This is a genomic window from Sulfidibacter corallicola, from assembly GCF_017498545.1.
GTDB lineage: Bacteria > Acidobacteriota > Holophagae > Acanthopleuribacterales > Acanthopleuribacteraceae > Sulfidibacter > Sulfidibacter corallicola.
On record NZ_CP071793.1, the window covers coordinates 892100 to 914314 of the forward strand.

The 22215-nt window shown below is 61.0% G+C and carries 13 protein-coding genes; 10 read left to right on the top strand and 3 right to left on the bottom strand.

Annotated features, from left to right (window positions below):
- Positions 1-92: 92 nt before the first annotated feature.
- Complete coding sequence (locus tag J3U87_RS02565; protein WP_237381459.1) at positions 93-845, bottom strand: DUF542 domain-containing protein; 753 nt, start codon at positions 843-845, stop codon at positions 93-95.
- 285 nt (positions 846-1130) lie between these two features.
- Between J3U87_RS02565 and J3U87_RS02570 the strand changes: the two genes are divergently transcribed.
- The 7 genes from J3U87_RS02570 (at position 1131) to J3U87_RS02600 (ending at position 8124) form a co-directional block, all read left to right on the top strand.
- The gene (locus J3U87_RS02570; protein ID WP_237381460.1) at positions 1131-1376 is read left to right on the top strand and encodes a hypothetical protein; all 246 of its coding nucleotides are present in this window, start codon (positions 1131-1133) and stop codon (positions 1374-1376) included.
- Positions 1377-1391: 15 nt separating this feature from the next.
- Positions 1392-3701, top strand: coding sequence for a molybdopterin-dependent oxidoreductase (locus J3U87_RS02575; RefSeq protein WP_237381461.1), 2310 nt, complete (start codon positions 1392-1394; stop codon positions 3699-3701).
- Positions 3698-4384 (top strand): nitrate reductase cytochrome c-type subunit, encoded by a 687-nt coding sequence (locus tag J3U87_RS02580; protein ID WP_237381462.1) that lies wholly within the window; start codon positions 3698-3700, stop codon positions 4382-4384. The genes J3U87_RS02575 and J3U87_RS02580 overlap by 4 nt, the downstream gene beginning before the upstream one ends.
- A gap of 29 nt (positions 4385-4413) precedes the next feature.
- Positions 4414-5115 carry a cytochrome c3 family protein gene (locus tag J3U87_RS02585; protein ID WP_237381463.1) on the top strand — a complete coding sequence of 234 codons (702 nt, stop codon included), beginning with the start codon at positions 4414-4416 and terminating at the stop codon, positions 5113-5115.
- A complete protein-coding gene (locus J3U87_RS02590) occupies positions 5108-6145 on the top strand; it encodes a 4Fe-4S dicluster domain-containing protein (RefSeq protein ID WP_237381464.1) in 1038 nt (345 codons plus the stop codon). Before J3U87_RS02585 ends, J3U87_RS02590 begins: the two co-directional genes overlap by 8 nt.
- A 9-nt stretch (positions 6146-6154) precedes the next feature.
- Entirely contained in the window at positions 6155-7393 is a 1239-nt protein-coding gene (gene dsrP / locus J3U87_RS02595) for a sulfate reduction electron transfer complex DsrMKJOP subunit DsrP (RefSeq protein ID WP_237381465.1), read from the top strand.
- Between the two features lie 401 nt (positions 7394-7794).
- On the top strand, positions 7795-8124 hold the full coding sequence (locus J3U87_RS02600; RefSeq protein WP_237381466.1) for a carboxymuconolactone decarboxylase family protein: 330 nt from the start codon (positions 7795-7797) through the stop codon (positions 8122-8124).
- Between the two features lie 44 nt (positions 8125-8168).
- On the opposite strand, the gene J3U87_RS02605 is transcribed toward J3U87_RS02600, so the two are convergent.
- Both J3U87_RS02605 and J3U87_RS02610 read right to left on the bottom strand, forming a co-directional pair.
- A complete protein-coding gene (locus J3U87_RS02605; RefSeq protein ID WP_237381467.1) occupies positions 8169-10250 on the bottom strand; it encodes a S41 family peptidase in 2082 nt (693 codons plus the stop codon).
- A gap of 1594 nt (positions 10251-11844) precedes the next feature.
- Positions 11845-12396 carry a hypothetical protein gene (locus J3U87_RS02610; protein WP_237381468.1) on the bottom strand — a complete coding sequence of 184 codons (552 nt, stop codon included), beginning with the start codon at positions 12394-12396 and terminating at the stop codon, positions 11845-11847.
- Positions 12397-12614: 218 nt separating this feature from the next.
- On the opposite strand from J3U87_RS02610, the gene J3U87_RS02615 reads away from it, so the two are divergent.
- From J3U87_RS02615 to J3U87_RS02625, 3 genes are all read left to right on the top strand, one after another.
- A complete protein-coding gene (locus J3U87_RS02615; RefSeq protein WP_237381469.1) occupies positions 12615-13520 on the top strand; it encodes a LysR family transcriptional regulator in 906 nt (301 codons plus the stop codon).
- 523 nt (positions 13521-14043) lie between these two features.
- Positions 14044-21741: an RHS repeat domain-containing protein gene (locus J3U87_RS02620; protein ID WP_237381470.1), complete on the top strand. Its 7698-nt coding sequence runs from the start codon at positions 14044-14046 to the stop codon at positions 21739-21741.
- The gene (locus tag J3U87_RS02625) at positions 21738-22085 is read left to right on the top strand and encodes a hypothetical protein (RefSeq protein ID WP_237381471.1); all 348 of its coding nucleotides are present in this window, start codon (positions 21738-21740) and stop codon (positions 22083-22085) included. Before J3U87_RS02620 ends, J3U87_RS02625 begins: the two co-directional genes overlap by 4 nt.
- Positions 22086-22215: the final 130 nt, after the last annotated feature.

Genomic DNA, 22215 nt, shown 5'->3' on the forward strand with positions numbered 1-22215 from the left:
CGGTCGGCCGCGGCGGTTGCGAGACCGCGGCCGACACACGCTCGGACCGGTCGTGCCGGTTGCCGAGGCTGGGCCGTGCCGATGCGCCAAAACTAGCTAGCGGCGTCGGCCAATTTCTCGAAAATGGGAAACAACACGTTGTTTTCCAGGTGGATATGGAGCATGAGGTCGCGCTCGAGCTCCTCCAGCAAGGCGTAGAGTGCACGGAAACTGGTGCAGGCGTCCGCGGGGGGCTGGAACTGGTTCGTGATCTTGCGGGCTTCGGCGATCATGTCGCCGGCCTCGTCGTGTTCGCGGCGCATACACTGCATCGGCATGCGCGGATCCATGCCCAACATGCCGGGTCCGCGGCTTCCGGGTACCTCGCCCATCATGCGATGCATCAGCGGGAACAGGACCATTTCCTCCTTGGCCATGTGGCTCGTCAGCTCGTCGGTCATCTCGATCACGATCTGACGGATCCGCAGGACTTCGGGGTGGCCTTCGCCGTGAACCCTGGCGACTTTCTCGGAGAGGGTGCCCAGGCCGTCGAGCTGGTTGCGGTGCACCTCGTGAAAGCGGGTGAGGATGAATTCGATCAGTTCCATCGCCTGGTCATCGCCGAATCGAGGTAGGGTTTCGCCTTGGCGGCTCTCGGTGGTTTCCACTGCCGCCGTCATCGCCTCCACCAGCGATTGGGGGGTCATCTCCCGATCGGCCGCCACGGCTTCGAGGGTGCGACCGCCGCCGCAACAGAAATCCAGGTGATTCTGCAGGCACCAGTTGGCCAGAGCGGGGTAGTGCGCCACACAGTCGCCGAGACGGGATTGGGCGGTGATGTCGGGGCGTTGCGAAGTGATGGGCATGGGTCTCCTCCATGGACGGTTCGTAGGTTGGGGCCATCAAACCGCGGAACGCCCGGGGCCCATTATGATTTGGGTCATACGCGTGGTGAGATCGGGGCCTGCAGGGGTGGGGAGGCGGAGCGTATGACGGGGATCATACAGGTCGAGAGGAAATGAGCGCACCATAGTCAATGGTCGCTTCGAGTAATTTTTTGAAAACTGAAAATTGGCACGAAAACTGAAACCGTAGGGCCCCAGAATCAGCGAAACAGTCCTACAAAAAACACCTTATCGGAGAGGCTGAACATGCCCATCAAGAGTTACCTTGCGTTTCCAAAACCGGGCCGTTACCCCCACATGCTTTCCGCGCTCGAACAGTGTGACGGGCTCGAACTTTACCCCTCCGAAAACCGCGAGCTGGCCGTGGTCGTGACCGACAGCGCCACTTCCGAGCAAGAACAATCCTTGGAAACGGAGCTCGCGGGAATCGAGGACATTCAGTGTCTGGCAATGGTTTTCGGTCATGCCGAACCCACTTCGATGGAAGTTTGAAAGGAGAGCGGGGATATGGTCTCAAGACGTTTATTTATCAAGCAGGTAGCGGTCGGTTCGGCCGTTGCCGCAGCGAAATTACTGGTTCCCGGGGTGATGTTCGCCCCGGCCCTGGCATCTGCCGAAGCCGCGGAACTGGCTTGGCATAAAACGCCCTGTCGCTTTTGCGGGGTGGGTTGCGGCCTGTTGGTGGGCGTCGCCGGCGGACGCGCCGTCGCGGTCAAGGGCGATCCGGCTTCCCCGGTCAACAAAGGCCTTTGCTGCGTCAAGGGCTACCACTCGGTTCAGGCCCTGTACGGCAAGGATCGCCTGACCTCGGCCCAGATGCGCAAAAACGGAAAGCTGGTGGACGTGCCCCTCACCGAGGCCCTGGACGCGATCGCCGAGCGCATGAAATCCACCATCGCCGAGCACGGCAAGGACAGCGTCGCCATGTATGGTTCCGGTCAATGGACCATCCCCGACGGCTACGTCGCCAGCAAGCTGTTCAAGGGTTGCATCGGGACCAACAACGTAGAGGCCAACGCCCGCCTCTGTATGGCGAGTGCCGTGACGGGTTTCCTCACCACCTTCGGTCTCGACGAGCCGATGGGCTGCTACGAAGATATCGACCACGCCGACGTCTTCGTGCTCTGGGGCAACAACATGGCCGAGATGCACCCGGTCCTGTTCTCGCGCCTGTTGGAACGCCGCCAGCGGAATCCCAAAACGTTGATTATCGACCTGGGAACACGAACGACGCGAACCAGTTACGCCGCGGACAAGGCGATTCTTTTCGAGCCGCAGACCGATTTGGCGATGGCCAACTGCATCGCCTACGAAATCGTCAAGCAAGGCCGCGTCAATCGCGATTTCGTCAAGAAACACGTGGCGTTCAAAAAGGGCAAGACCGACATCGGTTACGGCCTCGAGGAAAAGTTCGCGTTCAAGGACCAGGCGACGCCGGCCAATTGGGACGACTACCGCGCCTTTCTCGAGGATTACACGCCCGAGAAAACGTCTGCGGTCAGCGGTGTGTCTGTGGCGGATCTGCGCTACCTGGCTTCGCTCTACGCCGACCCCAATCGCAAGGTCGTGTCCTTCTGGTGTATGGGCATGAACCAGCACACTCGCGGTACCTGGATCAACAACCTGGTCTACAACATCCACCTCTTGGTCGGCAAGATCAGCCAGCCCGGCAACGGTCCCTTCTCGCTCACCGGCCAGCCGAGTGCCTGCGGAACAGTCCGCGAAGTGGGGACTCTCACCCACAAATTGCCGCACGGCGTGGTCATGAACGAGAAGCACCGCAAGAAGGCGGCGGAGATTTGGAACGTTCCGGTGGAGAATATCTCCCCCAAACCTTCGAATCACACGGTCGCGATGTTCCGCGCCCTCGACCGAGGCGACATTCGCTTCATGTGGATCCAGGTCACCAACCCGATGGTCACCATGCCCAAGCTGCGTCGGTATCGCGAGGGAGCCAAGAAAGAGGGGCGCTTCATCGTGGTGTCCGACGTATACCCGACACCCACCACCGACATCGCCGACGTGATCCTGCCCTCGGCCATGTGGATCGAACGGGAAGGCATGTACGGCAACTCGGAGCGCCGTACCCAGCATTTCAATCAATTGGTGGATCCGCCGGGTGAAGCGATGAGCGACACCCTGCAACTCATCGAGGTGGCGCGCCGCTTGGGCTACGCCGACAAGTTCCCCCAGAACGAGGAAACCCACATCCGGGAAATCTGGGAAGAGTACACCCGCTTCCACGCCGGCCCCAAACACGGCATGGCACCCTACGAACTGCTCAAGAAACGATCCGGTGTGCTGTGGCCCTTCCACGAGGGCAAGGAAACCAAGTGGCGCTATCACGCCAAGACCGATCCGGCCGCTTCCGGCGACAGCTTCGACTTCTACGGCAAGCCCGACCACCGTGCCTGGATCTGGTTGCGTCCCTACGAAGCCGCGCCCGAAATCCCGGATCGCGAGTATCCCTTCTGGCTCTGCACCGGTCGCGTCCTGGAGCACTGGCACACCGGCAGTATGACGCGTCGCGTCCCGGTCCTGCATCGGGCCATGCCGGCCGCCTACGCCGAGCTGCATCCCGACGACGCGGCCCGATTGGGAGTTCGCAACGGCGACAAGGTGCGCATCGTCAGTCGCCGCGGTCAACTGGAACTCGTCGTGGCCATCGATCAGCGCGGCCGGCCGGTTCGAGGCCACGTGTTCGTGCCGTTTTTCGACGAAAGCCTGTTGATCAACGAGGTCACGCTGGACGCCTACTGCCCGATCTCGAAACAGCCGGATTACAAGAAATGCGCGGTTAAATTGGAGCGGGTATGAACCATCCAGAAAAACCCCAGATGAAGTATGGGTTGATCGCGATGTTGGTGATCCTCATGGTTGCCGCGGTCGTGATCATCGGCAAATCGTTCAGCGAGGGTCAGGAGTTCGCCGAGACGCAATGGCAGTCCCAGGCCGACCCGGCCAAGACCGAGCAACCGATCCTCAGCGAGGCCGGCGTCTTCGAGGGGCGCGATCAGCGCGCCCGGTTCGTGGACCTGACCCAACGGGGTACGCGAACCCTGGCGGATTACTACGACCGGCGGGCCTACCCGGGCGCGCCGCCCTCCATCCCCCACGAGGTCAGTTCCGACATGCAGACCGATTTCAACGCCTGTCAGGCCTGTCACGCCAAAGGGGGCTTCGCGCCGGTGTTCGGAACCTACGCACCCGTGACCCCGCACGCGGAGTACCAAAACTGTCGTCAGTGCCACGTGCCCCAAACCGATCGGCCGCTCTTCGCCGAAACCAACTGGCAGGCCCAGGACCCGCCGTCGTTGGGCCGTGCCGCCCTGCCCGGCGGTCCGCCGCCGATCCCGCACCAACTCCAGATGCGCGAGAACTGCAGTGCCTGTCACGCGGGGCCCTCCGCCCCGGCCGAGATTCGAACCAGCCATCCGGAGCGGCTCTACTGTCGTCAATGTCACGTGCCCGCCACAACCGAGACGCCCTTCACCCGCTGATGTCGCGGACCGAACGATAGGAACACCTCATGCCACATGAATTCTTCGTCCCGTCGATTCCCCACCATCGCCGGCGCCGAGCGACCTCGCTGTGGGCGATTTCCCTGCTGCTGCTGACGGTGTCGACCGGCTGTGTCGACCTGGACCCGCCGCACCCCAGTCGCGTCAAGGACACCATCGCCGCCAACGAGGGACACGCCGAGGAGCCCGAAGCGGCGCACCTGATCGCCGATGTGACGCGCGTTCCGGTCAGCCTGCCGGGGTCCGTCTCGCCCGAGGACTACTTTGTCGAGACCCGCGCCGATCAACTGATGCACGCGCCCTGCGCCCAATGCCACAGCGATGCGATCCCGCTCGAAAACGAGCCGAAGGCCCACTGGGACATCGAGCTCCAACACGCAGGTAGCGACACCATGACCTGTACGACCTGCCACGACCCCGACAAGCACATGGAATCGCTGGCCTACCTGAAGGGGGGCGAGGTTCCCTTCGACCACAGTTACCGGCTCTGCGGCCAGTGCCACTTCGAGCAGTTGCGCGATTGGGACGGTGGTTCCCACGGCAAGCGCGTGGCGGCCTGGGCCGGAGATCGCATCGTGCGCAACTGCACCGGCTGTCACGATCCTCACCGTCCCGCCTTCCCCAAACGGTGGCCGGTCCACAATCCGTCTCCCACGGAAACGCGGCTGATGGACGGGGACGGGCACGACAAGGAGTCGAGCCATGAGTAATCGCGAGAAGATCGCCGAAAAGGTGCGTCAGTGGCTGAAGCCCGCCGACCGGCGCCGCTTGCGGCGCGACGACGGCGGTGCGGACACCCGCTTCGCCGAAGGTGCCGATGCCGTGATGAACAAGCGCCTCGACCGCCGTCAGGCGCTCAAGGCCATGGTCACCGGCGCGGCCGCCGGCGCCGCCGTGGTGCAGACGGCCTGCTCGCCGCTCGGTGGCGGTTCGGAAAAGGCCCAACTCAACTGGGAAGAGTACTTCAAGAAAAACTACCGGCTGATGACGGACGAGGAGCGGGCCGCCACGGTCACCCGCCTCGAACGCCTGAGCAAACTGGAACAGAACGCCGATCCGCACATCCAGACCACGCCGCCGCAGAAGGGCGTGCTCTTCGGCTACGCCTTCAACATCTCCAAATGCCAGGGTTACATGGACTGCGTCAAGGCCTGCATCGAGGAAAACAACCTGGATCGCGGTTCCAACATGCAGTACATCCGCATCTTCGAGATCGAGAACGGCCAGGACGGGCTGGCCTCCGCCAACGGCGACTTCTACCACGAGGTGCCGGCGGAGGGACACTACTACCTGGGCACCCAGTGCTTTCACTGCGAAAACCCGCCCTGTGTCAAGGTTTGTCCGGTGGGCGCCACCTGGAAGGAAGACGACGGCATCGTGGTCGTCGATTACGACTGGTGCATCGGCTGTCGCTACTGCGAAGCGGCCTGTCCCTACTTCGGCCGTCGCTTCAATTGGAGCACCCCCCAGATCCCGGCCGACGAAGTCAACCAGGAGCAGCATTACCTCGGCAACCGGCCGCGCAAGAAGGGGGTCATGGAGAAATGCACCTTCTGCGTGCAGCGGACCCGCAAGGGCAAGTTGCCCGCCTGTGTGGAGGCTTGCCCCACCGGGGCGCGCGTGTTCGGGAACCTGCTCGATCCCGACAGCGAGATTCGCTACGTGCTGGCCAACAAGAAGGTGTTCCGCCTCAAAGAGGAACTGGGCACCGAACCCAAGTTTTGGTACTTCACCGATTGAGGAGCCACCATGTCCAAGCCGAATCCGATTCATTTTTTCAAGGATGCGTTCGTCACGGCCACCAGCGGCAGTTTGCGCTACCACCTCTGGATGGGCTGCCTCACCTTCCTGATGATCCTGGGCAGTTACGCCTACTGGGTGCAGTTACGCGAAGGGCTGGTGGTCACCGGAATGACCGATCACGTGAGCTGGGGCATGTACATCTCCAACTTCACCTTTCTGGTGGGGTTGGCGGCCGCGGCGGTGATGTTGGTGTTGCCCACCTACATTCTGGACGACGTCGATTTCGGGCGTGCCGTCCTGATCGGCGAGGGGGTCGCGGTCTCGGCCCTGGTCATGTGCCTCGCATTCGTGACGGTGGACCTCGGCGGTCCCCATCGCGCCTGGCACCTGATCCCCAAGCTGGGCTACTTCAACTGGCCCCAGTCGCTGCTGACCTGGGACGTCCTGGTCCTCAACGGCTACCTGGCCCTCAACCTCCTGATTCCCTTCTACATCCTCTACAGCCACTACAAGGGCGAAAAGCCCGATAAGCGCAAATACCTGCCGTTCGTGGTGTTGTCCGTCTTCTGGGCGGTCGGTATCCACCTCGTGACCGCCTTTCTGTACGCCGGTCTGCCGGCCCGTCCCTTCTGGCACAACGCCCTGCTGGGGCCGCGCTTCCTGGCCTCGGCCTTCGCCGCCGGTCCGGGCTTCATCATCCTCGTCCTGGGCGTGATCCACACCCAGACGGCCTACACCATTCGCTCGGTCATTTTCGACAAGTTGGCGATGATCACCACGGTCGCGGCCCAAATCAACCTGGTCATGCTGGGTTCCGAGCTGTTCGTCGAGTTCTACCATCCCACCGAGCACGCCGAGAGCGCCATGTACCTGTTCTTCGGACTGGACGGTCACGACGCGCTGGTGCCATGGATTCGCACCGCGATCGTGCTCAACGTGGTGGCGACGGTGGTGCTCAGCCTGCATCCGCTGCGGCGACGGCGACCGATTCTGCTGGCCTCCTGTGCCCTGCTCTTCCTGGCGATCTGGATCGAGAAGGGGATGGGCATGGTCGTGCCGGGCTTCATTCCCGGTCCGTTGGGCGACGTGGTGGATTACAGTCCCACCTGGGTCGAGATCTGGATCACCGGCGGCATCTGGGCGATGGGGTTCTTTTTCTTGTCGGCCCTGACCAAGGTGGCGATCGAGATCGAAACGGGTCGCATGGTTCACGTGAGTGCCCGCAAGGGCGGGGAGGACGCCTAGGCGGTGCCCATCCAGGCATGGCTCGGTCGAAACCGTCTAGCCGGTTCGGCTGGATGGACACGCTGCCAGGTGTCAGCGACCCCCTCGTTTCTAAGAAGGTAGCTGAAACCCGATGGCTGGCGGTGGAGAACGGTCGGCACTGGAAACCCGGTCGTACGTTCGAAGAATCCCTGTTTGCGGATGGCCACGAGTTCGTGCCCATCCGCAAACGAAATCACTGCGGCCAACCAAAGGGTCCGGCTGGATGGGCCTTCGTTCCTCGATCGCGCGGTTGGGTTGCCGATCCGGGCCAACCCCTTGGTTTCCAACCGTTCCGAAATGCGATATGGTGAAGCCTGTCGCCTCGTTTTTCCATTTCACACAGGCGTGACCGGTCGGGTCACGCCAGCCAAGGAGTTGCCATGGATCGCATTCCCAAGACCTACCAGAAGTTCAGTGACCGCTACCCCGACATCATCGGCGCCTACGATCGCCTGAACGAGTCGGTCAAGGGACTGGACGCCCTGTCCGCGGACGAGATCGCCCTGGTCAAGCTGGGCATCAGCATCGGCGCCGGGATGGACGGGGCGATGGCCTCGCAGACGCGCAAGGCCATCAAGTCCGGCGTGGCCCCCGAGAAGATAGAGCAGACCGCGGTTCTGGCGTTGCCGACCCTGGGCCTGCCGCGCATGATGCAGGCCTTCAAGACGATTACCGGCGTGCTGGAGCGGCGAGACCGCGAGACCGAATGACCCGCTGCAAAACACGCCGGCCGGTGGGCACGGCGTGGTGAGTTCTAGCGGGCGAGGGCTTCGGCGAGGGCGGCATCGGTGCCGTTCTGCTGGTCGGCCGCGGTGAAGTTCTCTACCGGAACCTCCACGGGCACGCCCTGCCCTTCGTAGTTGACGCCCTCGATCGCGACGTACTCCTCGTTCGACAGCGTGACGACCCACCCGTTGGGCAGCCTTTTATCCAGCGAGTCGGAGAAAGCGCCGAAAGTGGGTTCGCCGATCAGGGTCACGTGCGGCTGCGTGCGCATGTAGAGGGAGAACACTTCGGCGGCGCTGCCGGTAAAGGGTGCGGTGAGCAACGCCACGTCGCCCTCGAAACGACGGCCCTCGCGTGGGGTGATCCACACCGACTGGAACGGTCCCAGACCGGTGTCGGTGACCGGTCGCTCGCTGAACGCCACGGTTTCGGTACGGGCGAAATAGCTGGCGACCAGGCTCGAGACCGTGTCCGTGCCGCCCGGATTGAAGCGCACGTCGAGCACGATCTTGTCGACGCCCTCGAAATCGTTCAGGACCTCTTCCAGGGTCGCGACCAGTTGTTCGTAGCCGGGCTCGTCTTCCTCGGGGCCGAAACCGCTGAAAGCGAGGAAATTCAGGTAGCCCACGTTTTCACCGATGCGCGCCCAAAGAATGCGGTTGTTGCCGCCCTGTTTGAGGGGGGTCGTCAGGTAGGTTTCCTGAAGGGCTTGCAAGTGTTGGTTGCGGAACTGGAACTGATAGGTGTCGAAGTCCGCGATCTCCGATTGGGCCTGGAATTGTTCGAAGAGCCGCTGCATGGAACCCTTGAACGTGGCGGGGAAGAACGCCCGGTTCGAGTAATGGAGCCCCACGTGCCCGTTGTCCAGCGGTCTGATCAGGTCCGAAAGCAGGGCGAACAGCTCTTCATCGTTCTGGACCGCTTCCGCACGCGGTCTCAACTCCTGGTAGACGGCGTCCCAGTCCACGCCGTCCAGGGCGAAATAGGCGTAGTGGTCCTTGAAGATGCGCCAGGCCGTCTCGAAATTCAGCACGGGATCGCTGTCGGGCGTTTCCGCGTAGGCACAGGTGGCGGGCAACTCGGCGGTCGGTTCGAAGAGCATGGGAATGGTGTCCTGGTCGGTGTGGATCGCCAGGGTTCCGTCGTGCCGGCGCTTGACCGTGATCAACTCCGACAAAGCTGCGACGGGGAACTCGTCGCTGTCGAACAGGCACGCGCCGGGATTGGCTTCGAACAGGGACACCCGCTCCTCGTCGACTTGAAGGTATTGGCCGTAGCCGATGCGGCGCCACAGGCCCTTGATCTCGTCGAGCGTGACCGTTTCTTCCGGGGCTCCGGCGATGACGGAGGCCGGCACCGACACGATTTGCGTGATGTCGGGCCCGAACGTCAGCGCGAAACCGGTGATGGTCTTATCGGAGGTGATGCGCACCTGAACCGAATCGGGGAGGGATTGCTCGGTGAAGATGTCGTCGAGCATCGACACCAGTTTGGCCTTGGCGGCCAGGCTGCGTTGGCGACGGTCGAGGACGCGGCCGTCGCGGGAAATCAGTTCCAGGTCGAGTACGGCCTGCTCGTCTGCCGTATTGACCACGGCCAGGCCGCTCTCCCAGAAGGTCGAGTGTTCCAACAGCGGCAGGAGCAAGGCTTGGGAGGTCGTATCGGTCAGCGGCAGGCTGGAGGAGCCGAGCAGGCCGCCGAGCCGGGTGAACTTCATCAACCCTTCGAGGCCGGTGCCATCGGAGCTCAGCTCGAGCCAGCCGGTTTCGGCGGTCAGTTCGGGCATCAGGTCGGCGATGGAGCCCCAGATCCCTTCGCCGGGGTGCAGGGTCCAGATCGATTCGGCGTTCAGGTTGCCGTCGTTGTCGTAGGCCCGAACGGAAACGCGCTGGGGTTTGTATTGGGTGTTGTTGAGGCTGAGTTGCGTTTCCCAGAGCCCTTGGCGGAACGTGAAGTGGGGGAGGTACAGGGATTCGGCCGCGTGGAGCTCGAATCTGCCGAGCGTCAGAACCGTCAGGGCGACGAGCAGCACCGCGAGTCGGCGGTAGAGTGGCTGCGATCGATCGGAATAGATGGGGAGGGTGCGGTTGGAATGCATGGGGTAAGTCAAAACCTCGACTCCTTCGAAACTGAGTGTGGAATCATCGCGGTGAGGCAAGGGCCACGGCAGGCCGCGTTCTCCTGATTCCGGTCAGCACAAGGGCAATCGAGGTGCCAGGAATCGAACCGGACGGTTGTGTTCGAGAAGTCATTGGTTTGCAGGTTGTTAGCGTTGGATGCGAAGGTGGGCGCGTTGGAGCTTCGAACGAGGTTTCGGCGTGCGTGTCAGGTTTTTCTTTCACGCCCGTACGCGCCACCATACGGGTTTGGGTAGAGCTGAAGGTGCGACCCGGGAGCAAGCCCATCCCAGCCTTGCGATAGGTTGCGGGGCGGTGCCAACGATCGATCGGATGCCTGGATGGTCCTCGTCCGTGATTGACCAAATGCTCGGATGGTCACCGTTCGCGGCCAATCCTGGAGGGATGGGCCCTTCGCATCAAACCCAGGTTTGGATGGGGGTGTCCCGGGCCAATCCTGGAGGGATGGCCAACCGAATGCTTGGACCACAACTAATTTAAAACGCGCGCCAACGGCGCGCCACCAGCAGGGACCCTGTAAGGGTCACACATTTCAGCGAAGGGTTAAGGAGGCAGCGCCGACGCAACCCTGGTTTTTTGGAGTTCCCGAACTCCAGCCCTGAAGGGGCGGGACTACGAAGCACTCACCGAGGTTCACGTCAATGCCGGCAAACCTTCGCGGACCCGCCCCTCCAGGGCTTGATGCGGGAACCCCAAGGAACCAGGGTTACGGCGCCGTTCCGGCACCTCACCCTTCGCTGTATTGTGTCGTCCCTTCAGGACGCCTGCTGGTGGCGCGCCGGTGGCGCGCGTTTTTATGTATGGTGGTCCAAACATGGTGTTGGCCATCCCTACAGGATTGGCCGCAAACGACGACCAACCAGGCATTCGGTTAGCCGCGGATGATGCGCATCCCAACATACCGCCAGGTTTGGATGGGCCTGCCCCGGCTCGCGCTGAAGGTGCGAGCGGACGTCACTTTGGACCACAACTAATTTAAAACGCGCGCCTTGGCGCGCCACCAGCAGGGACCCTGTAAGGGTCACACATTTCAGCGAAGGGTTAAGGAGGCAACGCCGACGCAACCCTGGTTTTTTGGAGTTCCCGAACTCCAGCCCTGAAGGGGCGGGACTACGAAGCACTCACCGAGGTTCACGTCAATGCCGGCGAACCTTCGCGGACCAGCCCCTCCAGGGCTTGATGCGGGAACCCCAAGGAACCAGGGTTACGGCGCCGTTCCGGCACCTCACCCTTCGCTGTATTGTGTCGTCCCTTCAGGACGCCTGCTGGTGGCGCGCCGGTGGCGCGCGTTTTTATGTATGGTGGTCCAAACATGGTGTTGGCCATCCCTACAGGATTGGCCGCGAACAAAGATCCCAGGACCAGGACTCTGGTGTCGATTGAGGTGTTCGGATGTCGGCCATCCCTCCAGGATTGGCCGCGAACAAAGATCCCAGGAACAGGGCTCTGGTGTCGATTGAGGTATTCGGGTGTCGGCCATCGCTCCAGGATTGGCCGCGAACAACGCACCCGCGGGCCTGGAGCCCTGGATCGAATAGCCGGCGTCGGCGATTCTACCCGTGATCATCAGGTTTGCGGTGCCTTGAATCCGTAGGCGAGGACCAGGCTCGTCAGGAACCAGGCCGAAAGGTTGTAGACGGCCTGCGCCATTTTCCAATCCCAGGGCAGATACCACCAGACCATGTCGCCGCCGTCGATCATGATCGTCGCGGCCGCACCGGCTAGCAGGCCCACACGCAACCTGGCGCCAACCGCCTGGATGTCCCCGATACGAAATACCATCGCCAGCAGGAAGGCGACCGACAGGCACAGCACCAGACCTTTGACGAGCACCCACGGCTCGTGAACCGGCCGGCCGTCGGGGGCCGTGACGTGCACGAAGGCGATCGGTCCCTTGTCGTAGAGTTCGGCTTTGGCCTCGGGGCCGTGGTGTTCGCCGGGAAGGTAATAGGTGCCCTGCTCCGGGAAATGCTCGCGCAGGGCCTGGCCGGCGGCGACGTCGTCTCGGGTTTGGTGCCAGGTCAGGTAGGGCAGGGGACTGAGCCCCCAGTAGATCATGCCCCATACGTACATCGCCAGCGCCGCCGCCACGATGATGCCCACGTTTTTCGCTGTCATGCTTCCTCCAGTCGCTGCCGCGTTTCTCGGTTTCGAACGGGTGACCTGCAAGCGCGCCGGTACGCGACGGCCAGTCGACCGGGCTCGGAACATCGCCGTTGGGATCGAGGCCGATTCGGGTGGCTGTTTCCGGTCGAGGGGTGTGTCACCTGCTTGACGATCAGTGTAGTATTATCTGGTTGGTGAGACAATTTAGCGAAATTGGGACAGATTGTCTAATGAACGAGACAATGATTTCACTGGACGACATGCGGTTGTTCGCGGTCGTGGCCGAAGATCTCAGTTTTACCCGCGCCGCGGATCGATTGGGCATGCCGAAGCAGACCTTGAGCCGGCGTATCGCCGCATTGGAAAAGGCGTTGGGCCTGCAACTGCTTCATCGATCGACGCGGCGTGTGCGGTTGACCGAGGTAGGCGCGGGTTATGCCCGGAAGTGCGCCGAGTTGGTGTTGTTGGCCGAAGAGGCCCATCGCGAGGTGAGCCTGAACCGGGCCGAGGTGGTGGGGTGCCTGCGGTTGACCTGCGACCAGTTCCTGGGCGAGACCCTGCTGCCGCCGATTCTGACCGAGTTCGCCCATCGTTACCCGAAGGTGCGCATGGAGTTGTCGATCACGCCACGCAAGGTGGATCTGGTCGCCGAAGGCTTCGACATCGCCCTGCGGGTGGGCGAGACGCAGGACCCCGAACTGATCGCGACCCGGCTGGGACCGGCCGAGATTCGTTTTTGTGCGGCTCCGAGTTACGTGGCCCGTTTCGGCCGCCCGGATCGGCCGCGCGACCTCGTCGATCACACCTGCATTGCGGTGGTGGAGGGTTCGGCCCGACCGAAATGGCCGTTTCTCATGGGCGGCGCCCCGGCCTGGGTGCCGATCGAGCCGCGACTGCGGGTGAACAATTACCGCATTGCGCGTCAATCGGTGTTGTCGGGTTTGGGCATTTCGGTGTTACCGGCGATCGATTGCGGCCAGGAGATCGAGGCCGGCGAGCTGATCTCGATTTTGGAGGCGTACCTGTACCAGCCGGGAAGCATCTACCTGGTGAAGCCGGGGCGACGCTATTTACCGGCGCGGGTGCGGGCGTTCAGCGACCTGGTGGTCGAGCGGTTCCAGATCCAGCCGGGGTGAGGGATGCCAAGGGCCCATCCCGAAGGGCTGAGCAGGGTCTGGTCTCCGATCCGAATCAGGGAGCCCAGCCCGGTGATTTTTGGGTGGCGGCCCATTCCGAGGAGAGGGCTTGCATCCTGTTCGGACCCCTGATCATGGAACCGCGCGCCATTGGCGGGTCGTGAGCGGAGACCCTGAACGGGTCACCCATGTCGGCGAAGGCAGTCCGGCGTCCCGGTAGGATCCCAACGCCGATGCAACTCTGGTTGCACGGTGTGCCCGGATTCGAACTCCGGAGGAGCGGGGTGATGAAGCTTCGGTCGGGAATCCCGAGACCGTGATGAGAAGCCAGGCGATCGGACGACAACGTCGCCTCGAGGCTTCTCGCTGGTTTGCAACGTGAAGATTGAATGGGAGTAACCGCTAATGGAGTCAAGCGGTTAGTAGGAAAGGTGTTCGTGATTCGAGAAAAATGGGAAATGCATGGCGGTTTTTTTCGACCTCGAACGATTGTCCCGGTGAAGGCAATTCTTTGGAGGTTTTTTTGAAAAATTCGTGCTTCATCTTTCTGATTTTCACCCTTGGCTCGCTCGCTCCGCTCTGGGGTGAGCCGGGCACCGATTACGGTGACGTCGCCGTCGAAAGTTTGCAAACCGACAGTCAATCAGTCGGCGCCGGTGTCGATATTCCTTTCTTCGACATCAATTACTACACGGGCCTGATCACGGCACGACTGGACCCGATCGCGGCCGGCGAACTGTCGCTGACGCCGAGCTACAAAGCTCCCAACCGTCTCAAGCGGTGGCAGGCGGAGGGCCATTGGGCCAACGCTCTGGCCCATCAGGGCATCTTGGGCAAGGATTGGCATCTCGGTTACGGCTATTTGCTGGTCATGCCCCACTACTACCATGGTTCCACGAGCTACGGACTGGAATCGGTGGCGGAAGTGGCCAACGGGCTGGTTACGCCATTCGGCAAGGATCGCTACTTCGTCGACCACGAGGGCGACGAAGGTTGGAGCGACGGGCTCGGGGTCAAAGATCACTACTTCGTCGATGCCGGCTTACGTCGTCTCGTTCGCGAAACCTGCCCGGTCGGTCCATGTGGAAGCGACGAGGCCGGCTGCCGCGATGGATTCTTTGTCATGCTGCGGCCCGATGGCAGCAAAACCGTCTACGCCAAACTGGCGGATGCGCGCATGGACGATTGGTATCGGGATCTTGGCTCTCGCTATTCTGTGTTCAATCCGGTGCGACCGGAAATGTGGTTGCCGATCGAAATGATCGAGGCCAGCGGACGCAAACGCCATATCAGTTACCTGGGTGGATCGACGAATCAGCGTTCGTTCTGTGCAGGTCAGCCCGGTGGGCACGATTACTACGAGTTGAACGACTGGCGCCCCTATCGCATTTACGATCACGAACGCACGTACTATTTCGAACTCGGTTGGCGTGATTTCGGGGGACAGAATCGACCGCTGGATTCGTTGGTCTCCGAGATTCGTTACAAGGGGGAGGGCGTCGACAAGGTCCTGGCGACGTTCAGTTACATCGGTGTCGATCTGGACGAGCCTTCGATGACCCATGGGGATCTCGCCCAGGAGCGGTTTTACGTCTTGGAAGAGGTGAAACGGCCCTGGAACACCAGCGCCGACCCATATGGCCAATCGGGTTTCAAAACGACTCTCGGGTATCACACATACCAGATCTCGAATCTGACCGAGTGCGACACCGGCGAGCCGGCCGTGTTCCCTCAACCCGAACACCGGTTCGGCGTGCAACTGCTGACCACCATCGTGCCCGAGCGCGCCCAGACTCGTGAGGGCAGTACCGATGCGGCCGTGCGTTTGTCGTTCGCCGACGGTGAACAACTGGGCATCCCCTGGTCTTGCTTTCGACGCACTACTTTCGACTGTAGGGGAGAACACTGCTGGGAACCGCAGGTTCGGATGAACAACCAACTTCGAGTCAATGCGATCGACTACGCCGACATTCACATGGACCTGGCCTATACCCCGTTTTTGGATCAGGGTCCCCACGACGGCAAGATATACCTCGCCTTCACCGAGGATGAACCGATCGAGTCACGCAGCGATTTCCTGAAGGTATCGGTCACCTCCCGCAATCAGGGGAATCGGGAACTTCTCGCCCTCAACGAACTCTATTTCGCCATGCCGGGCGACGCGGCACCGGCCCTGGAAACGCAGTCCCGTCTCATCGGCAAGCTGCTGGCGCAACGCAGCGTCCATGATCGACGCGTTCTCGACGGCTCCGGCGGACGTGAAGCCTCGGAACGTTGGCAGGAATGGGCTTATCGCGAAATCGACCCCACCAAGGACATCCATCGATACACGATCGGCGGGCACAAGGAAACCGGGCGGATCACGATCGATCCCGTGCTCCATGGCTACGCATCCCGTGACGAGAGCGGTTACTTCCACGTCGTGACTCAAGATTTCCAATCCCAGGATGAATTGTTCGCGGCCGATGGCTATTTAAAACCTACCGCCACCCTCTATCGCCCGATTCGGCAATGGCGTGTGGTTCACGATCCCCAAATGAACCCTCTCCAAAAAGTTCAGCTGGTGGAGCGGTCCTATGAGGGGCGATTCGAAACGGTTCCCCGCGACATCGGTCAGGACCCCCATCGCCTCGACCCCGCATCACAAACCTTCGTCTTGGGTTTGGTTTCCGAAGAGGCATCGCGTTGGGCCTTCCACAAAGGAAGCATCACCCAATTCGACATGACGCGAATCCGTCGCGGTTACGACGCACGGGGATTCCAAATCTGGAAAAAGCTCTTTGCCAAGGCCGATCGAAGTGATTCGGTCAACTTCGTCTACGAATACCGAACCGACGGCGCGGATTGGACCTATCTGACTGCCGATGCACTTGTCGACTACGACCCGGAAATGGCGACCACGATCAGCATTCCGGCCCATCGAGCCACGGTATACGGTGCATACGCCTTTGGTCGGCCGGGAACGGTGAACCATCCCGATGGTACGACGTCATCGGACGTCACCGACCAATCCAGCGTGGAAACCCGCACCACCTTCGATGCCTTGGGCCGGCCCAGCACAATGACCGAACATGGCGCTTCCGTCCACTACGGCTACGACGATATCGGTCGCACCGCTTGGACCGCCCAGGACGGCGTCCAGCCTTTCCGTTTCATCCATCCCACCCCGACGGACATCCTCAACGGCAACCTGTTCTCGAAACGTATCCAGGATGGTGCCGGCGCCGCCGAAGTCGTCGTGCGCGATCGATTCGGCCGTGACCTGTACACCGAATCGCTGATCTCCTTCGATCTGGATTTGTGGACCCGGGACGAAGAGAGCGTTTACGAGGGTGGGGAGCGGATCAAAACCCGCAACGCTCGGGGTGGAGAAACCCTAGTGTCCCTGGATGTGTTCGGTCGCGAGCGGGAAATCCTCCTGTTGGACGAAACGGGCGCGGCCTACAGCTACACGGTGGTCACGTACGGCGTAACCGCGCAAGGCCATTCGACCGTCACCAAACGGCTTTACAAGGCGCCAGGAGACGGTGCATTCGAGGAAACCTACACCGAATCCGATCCGCTTGGACGTCTCGTCAAGACCGGGCAGAGTCGGGGCTCGGTCCAGGACTTCGTGTGTTTTCGATATCTCCAGGGTTTCGATGGCGTCACTACGGAAACGCGGCCCTATTGCGCCGACGAAAACCTTCGCGCCGTCAAGCGTGACCTATTGGGACGCGTGCTCTGGGAGCGCCATCCCGAAATCGACGGCGACGTGATTTATACCTACGACGATTTCGGCCGCTTGGCCACTCGGTCAACCCCGGAACACACCACCCGGTATCACTACGACAACGCCGATCGTCAAGTGCGCGTCGAGCAAATCGCACCACAGATCCAAACCCTGCAATCCTTCCGGTTTCACCCCGAAAAAGATCTTGTGACCGAGGCCACCACCCATGACGGCGTGACCTACCACTTCTCCTACGACGCCGCCAATCGTCCCCAGACCCTCGATATCGTGATCCCCCGGCAGCCGCAAGGTCCGATCGGCCTGCGCCCCAACGGGTCCGCGGTCAAAGGATCGCAAACCCACTTCCAATGGGCACCGCTGGGCGCCTCCTGGACCTACGATCTTGAAGTCTACGAGGGCGAAGTGCCGATCTTGTCCCGCGCCGGGCTGACCGAGACTCGGTTCCCCATTCCCTGGGACATGATGCTGGAAGAGCGCACCTATTCCTGGCGCGTCCGCGGTTTCTACATGGATGGGACCAAGGCGAATTGGACAAACTGGCGGCAGGTCACCCTTCGCACCGAGCCCGGCCAAGAAGAGCCCGGCGATTTCCAGGTGTACGCCACCCGCAATGACGGCAATTTTCCCGATTACCAGCTTGGCGACACGATTCGCTTGGAAATCCAAACGGTGCCGCCACAGCCCAACCAGACAGTCTACGTCCGTCGCAAGCGCGATGGATTTCTCGAACTCGCCGATGTGCCGCTACCCCATCAACCGAACACAACCGACGAAACCGGAAAACTGGTGGTCAGCTTTACGTACGACGACCCCAGTTTCTGTGGCAGCTACAGCGAGGAAACCTTTGCGGTCGGCGCGCCCACGGGGCCGCGCAGCGCGCCTTTGGCGGGGTACAGCACGGCCTGTGTGAACGAACAGAATACGCGCGGCACCCTGCTCCTGGGCACCGACCCCTTCGACTTCGGCGGAACGGGTGAAATCAATGAAGTCGCCAGCTTGGAACGCCGCATCAACAATGGGACCGAAACGTCGATCATTCCCCTTTCGGATCTGCAGGTGAGCGTTCACGACGTGATCGACGGGCAGGCTCAACCCGGGCCCAGCAGCTATTTCAGTTTTGGCGGCATTCGCGACAACCGGACCGGACTTTTTGCGCCCGAACTGCCATACAGCTACGGCGGTTGGGGACATTCGATGGTGGTGCACTTCCTCCCGGAAGGGCGCTTGGGGCGCCGCGAGGGACTGCTGCGCATTCACTACGACCGGGACTTGCGCGGACCCATGACCTTCGACATCCCCTTGGTCGGTGAAGCCAGCGAGGTACAACACTTCTATTTGAGTCGACCCGAGGAGAGCGCCGAGCTGACCGGTCCGCTCGACCTGGGCACGATCATGAAGGGCGATACCATCGAACTTTGGGTTCGCAATCCCCTGTCCACCCATTCGATGCGGGGTTCGATCAAGGTCGCGGATCCCTGGCGCCTCTACACCTCCACTGGTGCCGAGCACCGCGAATCCCTGTATTTCAACACCTTGGGGGATCGACCTGGATGGTTCATGGACCTGTTGATTGGTCCGGGCAGCTTTCATAAGTTCTGGCTACGCTACGAAGGCGACGGTGATCCCTCCGCATCGCTCGGATCGATCGGGGTGGCCTCGTTCATCGTGATCGACGGCTACGACGGACCCGGTGACGAGGACGACATCGTCGTGGGCACGCGCTTCAAATCCCTGTTGGTGCGGCAACTGGATCCAAATGAGATTGCCCCCACCGAATTCGTGGACGCCCAGGGGCGACCTCTTTCCGAGCTCCGGTTTCAGGGACATTTGTTGGGGCAACGCACCTTCGAAACCCTTGAATCGGGTATCCTGCTGGCTTCCCGCCATGCCGGCTATGTGGACTATTTGGTCACCTTCTCACCAGAGTTCGATTCCTTTTTCGAAACCCAAACCGAAAACACCTTCACCTGGCGAGTCGAAGGCGGATCCGGAACGGCCCGAGCCAATCCCTTTCCGCTCCCGCTCAGGCTCCTTTGGGCTCGCTCCGGTGTCACCCGCGGCACGGTGACCTTGGAGCCGATCTCCCGAAGATGGATGGATCCCTATGATCCTGCATCCGGTGTGACGCGGGACCAACATTTCGATACGCCAACCCTGACCATGCCCGTCTCGATGGTTGTCGAAGATCGCTTCGCGTACGACGATGCGATTCTCGATTTCGGTCCCGCTGACAACGGCATCCATGTGTTGTCGACCTCGCTCGAACTTCGCCACCGGGAACATCTGTACATGGACTTCAGCTTGACCTTGGCGGCTGGTCCCTTTTCCTGGGACCAGGACTACTACCAAAGCCTGAGTTACGCGCCGTCCATTCAAATTGAGGGGAACGTTCTCACGATGTCGGGCTTTCCCCAAGGGACTGGGTTCCCCATTCGCCTCCACTGCGATTACGGGGCGCCTTACACCGGTTCGGTCGTGGCCGAGGTTCGCGGTAGCTTCTGCGATGCAAACCCCGGATACGGGTGTCCTTACGATCCAGGTGAGGACGTGCGTCTCTACCTGCGTGCCGATTTCCCCGGAGAAGCGGATCCTTCGGGAGGCGGCACGCGCGGTGAAGACCTTCCCGAATACAACCCCACCACGGAGCTCCACGGACGATTTACGTTCGAATACGACGACTTCGGAAATCTGGAACGGCTCGTCATTCCTTCCGGCCGCGCCCAATCATGGACTTTCGACCAGGTCGGCAACCAGTTGACGGCCTTTCTCGAGCAGAACGGAGTCAACTCGATCTTGACCGAGGCCATGGTGACCGCGGGGTCTCTGGGTGAAAACGGTTACGGTCTGGATGGCCGTCTTCAGCACTTCCGCTACAAGGCGGCCTACGGCACCCGTTCCGCCGATGCGTTCTACCGATTCGATGCCTTCGGTCGACCGCTGGGGCGTGATCTTCGCGGTGGCGGGGCCTGGCAGGATCGGGAGCACATCGGGATCAACCAAGTCATCGACGAGATGGCCTACGATCTGCGCGGCAATCTGACGGTTTTTCGGGTGCGCCTCGGCCAGAAGCCGGCCGTGTTCCATCGCTTCTTCTATGACCCATTCAACCAATTGACGCGATTCGAAATGGATGAGGAAGGGGTCGACTACGCCTACGATGCCTTCGGCAACCTGGTGGCCCGTACGTCCACCATCGGCGGGATCCACAGCTTCGACCATCGCGACGGCGATCCCGAACCCTTCACCGGCAACCGCCGCAGCGACTTCACCTACAGCCCCAACGGCAATCTCCTCGACGACGGCACCTACCGCTACATCTACGATGCATTGGATCGCCTCACCCTGGTGTTGGACCACAGCGGCGCACCGGTCCAGCATGCCCTGTACGATCCTTTCGGTAACCGGGTCCGGGTGACCACCCCGCAACGCACCGCCTACAGCTTTCGCTTGGAAGGCACCACGGTCGAGGAGCGCGTCGAAGACGGCATCACCGCGGGCCACTGGAACACGTTCGTGACCTTTAATGGTGAGACCGTGTTCGAGAGTGCCGACGACGATAGCGTCGGTCATCGTTTGCTGTTTACCGATCACCTTGGCAGCGTCGTGTACGCCATCGACCACCAACGAATTCATTCTGAATTCGCCTATTCGCCCTTTGGGGAGTCCCTGCCATTCCGCGATGTGCGCGTCGGCGAGCGGGGCTTCACCGGCCATGCCAATGACCTCGCGGTCGGTGCGGTCTACATGAAGCAGCGATCCTACGTGCCGGTGCTGGCCGCTTTCACGCGACCGGACCCAGCCCGCGACCTCGGTGCGACGCCGGTGAGCCAGAATCTGTACCAATACGCCCGCAACAATCCGGTCAACCTGGTGGATCCCAATGGTGAATCGGTCGAGACGCTTTGGGACATCGCCAACGTCGGCATCGGCGTGAAATCATTTATCGACAACGTCCGCAACAAAAAATGGGGTGCCGCCGCTCTCGATGCGGGAGGGATCCTGTTGGACTCCGTGGCTGCGGCCACACCCATCGTTCCCGGTGGAGCGGGCACGACCATCAGAGCCCTGAGACACGCTGACGAAGCCATCGAAATTGGTGAACAGATCATCAAACACGGTGACGAGGCCGCCGATGTTGTATATCGTGCATTGCGGGAAGGCGAGGATGCTTCTGCCGGTTTACGAGCGAGAAGCCCTGGCGCCGACACGAGTGTCTCGAGTCACGTGATGGGAAAAAAGGAGAGTGACTTGATTTCAACGACAAAAGATCTGGATTCCGCCAAATTTTTTGATAGTGGCAATGGAATCGTTGAAATCGATCTGAATAAAGTAACAGGTGAAGTCATTGACGTATCCAATGGAACCGGTAAAGGACGCGTTTACGCCAGGACCAAGTCCCATCAGGAGGTGTTGATTCGGGACATAGGCACGGACAATCCACCGATTCCTCCTGAGGCAATTACGGTTCTAAGGGAGACATTGAAATGAATGATCCAATACCAGCAATCATCAATCGCATTTACGCTCAAACCATGGAAAAAAGTGGCTTCCTCTGGAAGCTCCGAATCGGAGAGGTCGACGAAAAAGGTTTTCAGATGTTCATCGGGGCGATTGAAGACCTCACGAGTCATTATCGAGAGCGTGAAACGATCAGCAAACTTGTTGTCGCTTGTTTGTTTGAGGTGCCGTGGGAAATCGAGAACACGGTCGATCATTTCAAAAAAAAGGACGAGGCTTCAGGTAAGCAGGTCTCCAATATGGCATGCAGGGCGAGAGAGGCTATTCAAAACATGCTCTGGGAAGGCTTGGAGGAGTATTACAAGGACGTCTGAACTTTCGGTAAATTAAAATAACAACCAAACAACGCAAAACTGGGCCGGATGGAGCGTACATGCCCCATTCGGCCCAATTTCCTTTCAGGATTGGCGAATGCAATGCCGGCAAGGTGGGCATTTCCGTCCG

Excerpts from the sequence above, each read along its gene's own strand:
- J3U87_RS02580 (WP_237381462.1), top strand. The coding sequence starts at position 3,698 with ATGAACCATCCAGAAAAACCCCAGATGAAGTATGGGTTGATCGCGATG.
- J3U87_RS02570 (WP_237381460.1), top strand. The coding sequence starts at position 1,131 with ATGCCCATCAAGAGTTACCTTGCGTTTCCAAAACCGGGCCGTTACCCC.
- dsrP (WP_237381465.1), top strand. The coding sequence starts at position 6,155 with ATGTCCAAGCCGAATCCGATTCATTTTTTCAAGGATGCGTTCGTCACG.
- J3U87_RS02610 (WP_237381468.1), bottom strand. The coding sequence starts at position 12,396 with ATGACAGCGAAAAACGTGGGCATCATCGTGGCGGCGGCGCTGGCGATG.
- J3U87_RS02590 (WP_237381464.1), top strand. The coding sequence starts at position 5,108 with ATGAGTAATCGCGAGAAGATCGCCGAAAAGGTGCGTCAGTGGCTGAAG.
- J3U87_RS02565 (WP_237381459.1), bottom strand. The coding sequence starts at position 845 with ATGCCCATCACTTCGCAACGCCCCGACATCACCGCCCAATCCCGTCTC.
- J3U87_RS02600 (WP_237381466.1), top strand. The coding sequence starts at position 7,795 with ATGGATCGCATTCCCAAGACCTACCAGAAGTTCAGTGACCGCTACCCC.
- J3U87_RS02575 (WP_237381461.1), top strand. The coding sequence starts at position 1,392 with ATGGTCTCAAGACGTTTATTTATCAAGCAGGTAGCGGTCGGTTCGGCC.
- J3U87_RS02615 (WP_237381469.1), top strand. The coding sequence starts at position 12,615 with ATGAACGAGACAATGATTTCACTGGACGACATGCGGTTGTTCGCGGTC.
- J3U87_RS02625 (WP_237381471.1), top strand. The coding sequence starts at position 21,738 with ATGAATGATCCAATACCAGCAATCATCAATCGCATTTACGCTCAAACC.
- J3U87_RS02585 (WP_237381463.1), top strand. The coding sequence starts at position 4,414 with ATGCCACATGAATTCTTCGTCCCGTCGATTCCCCACCATCGCCGGCGC.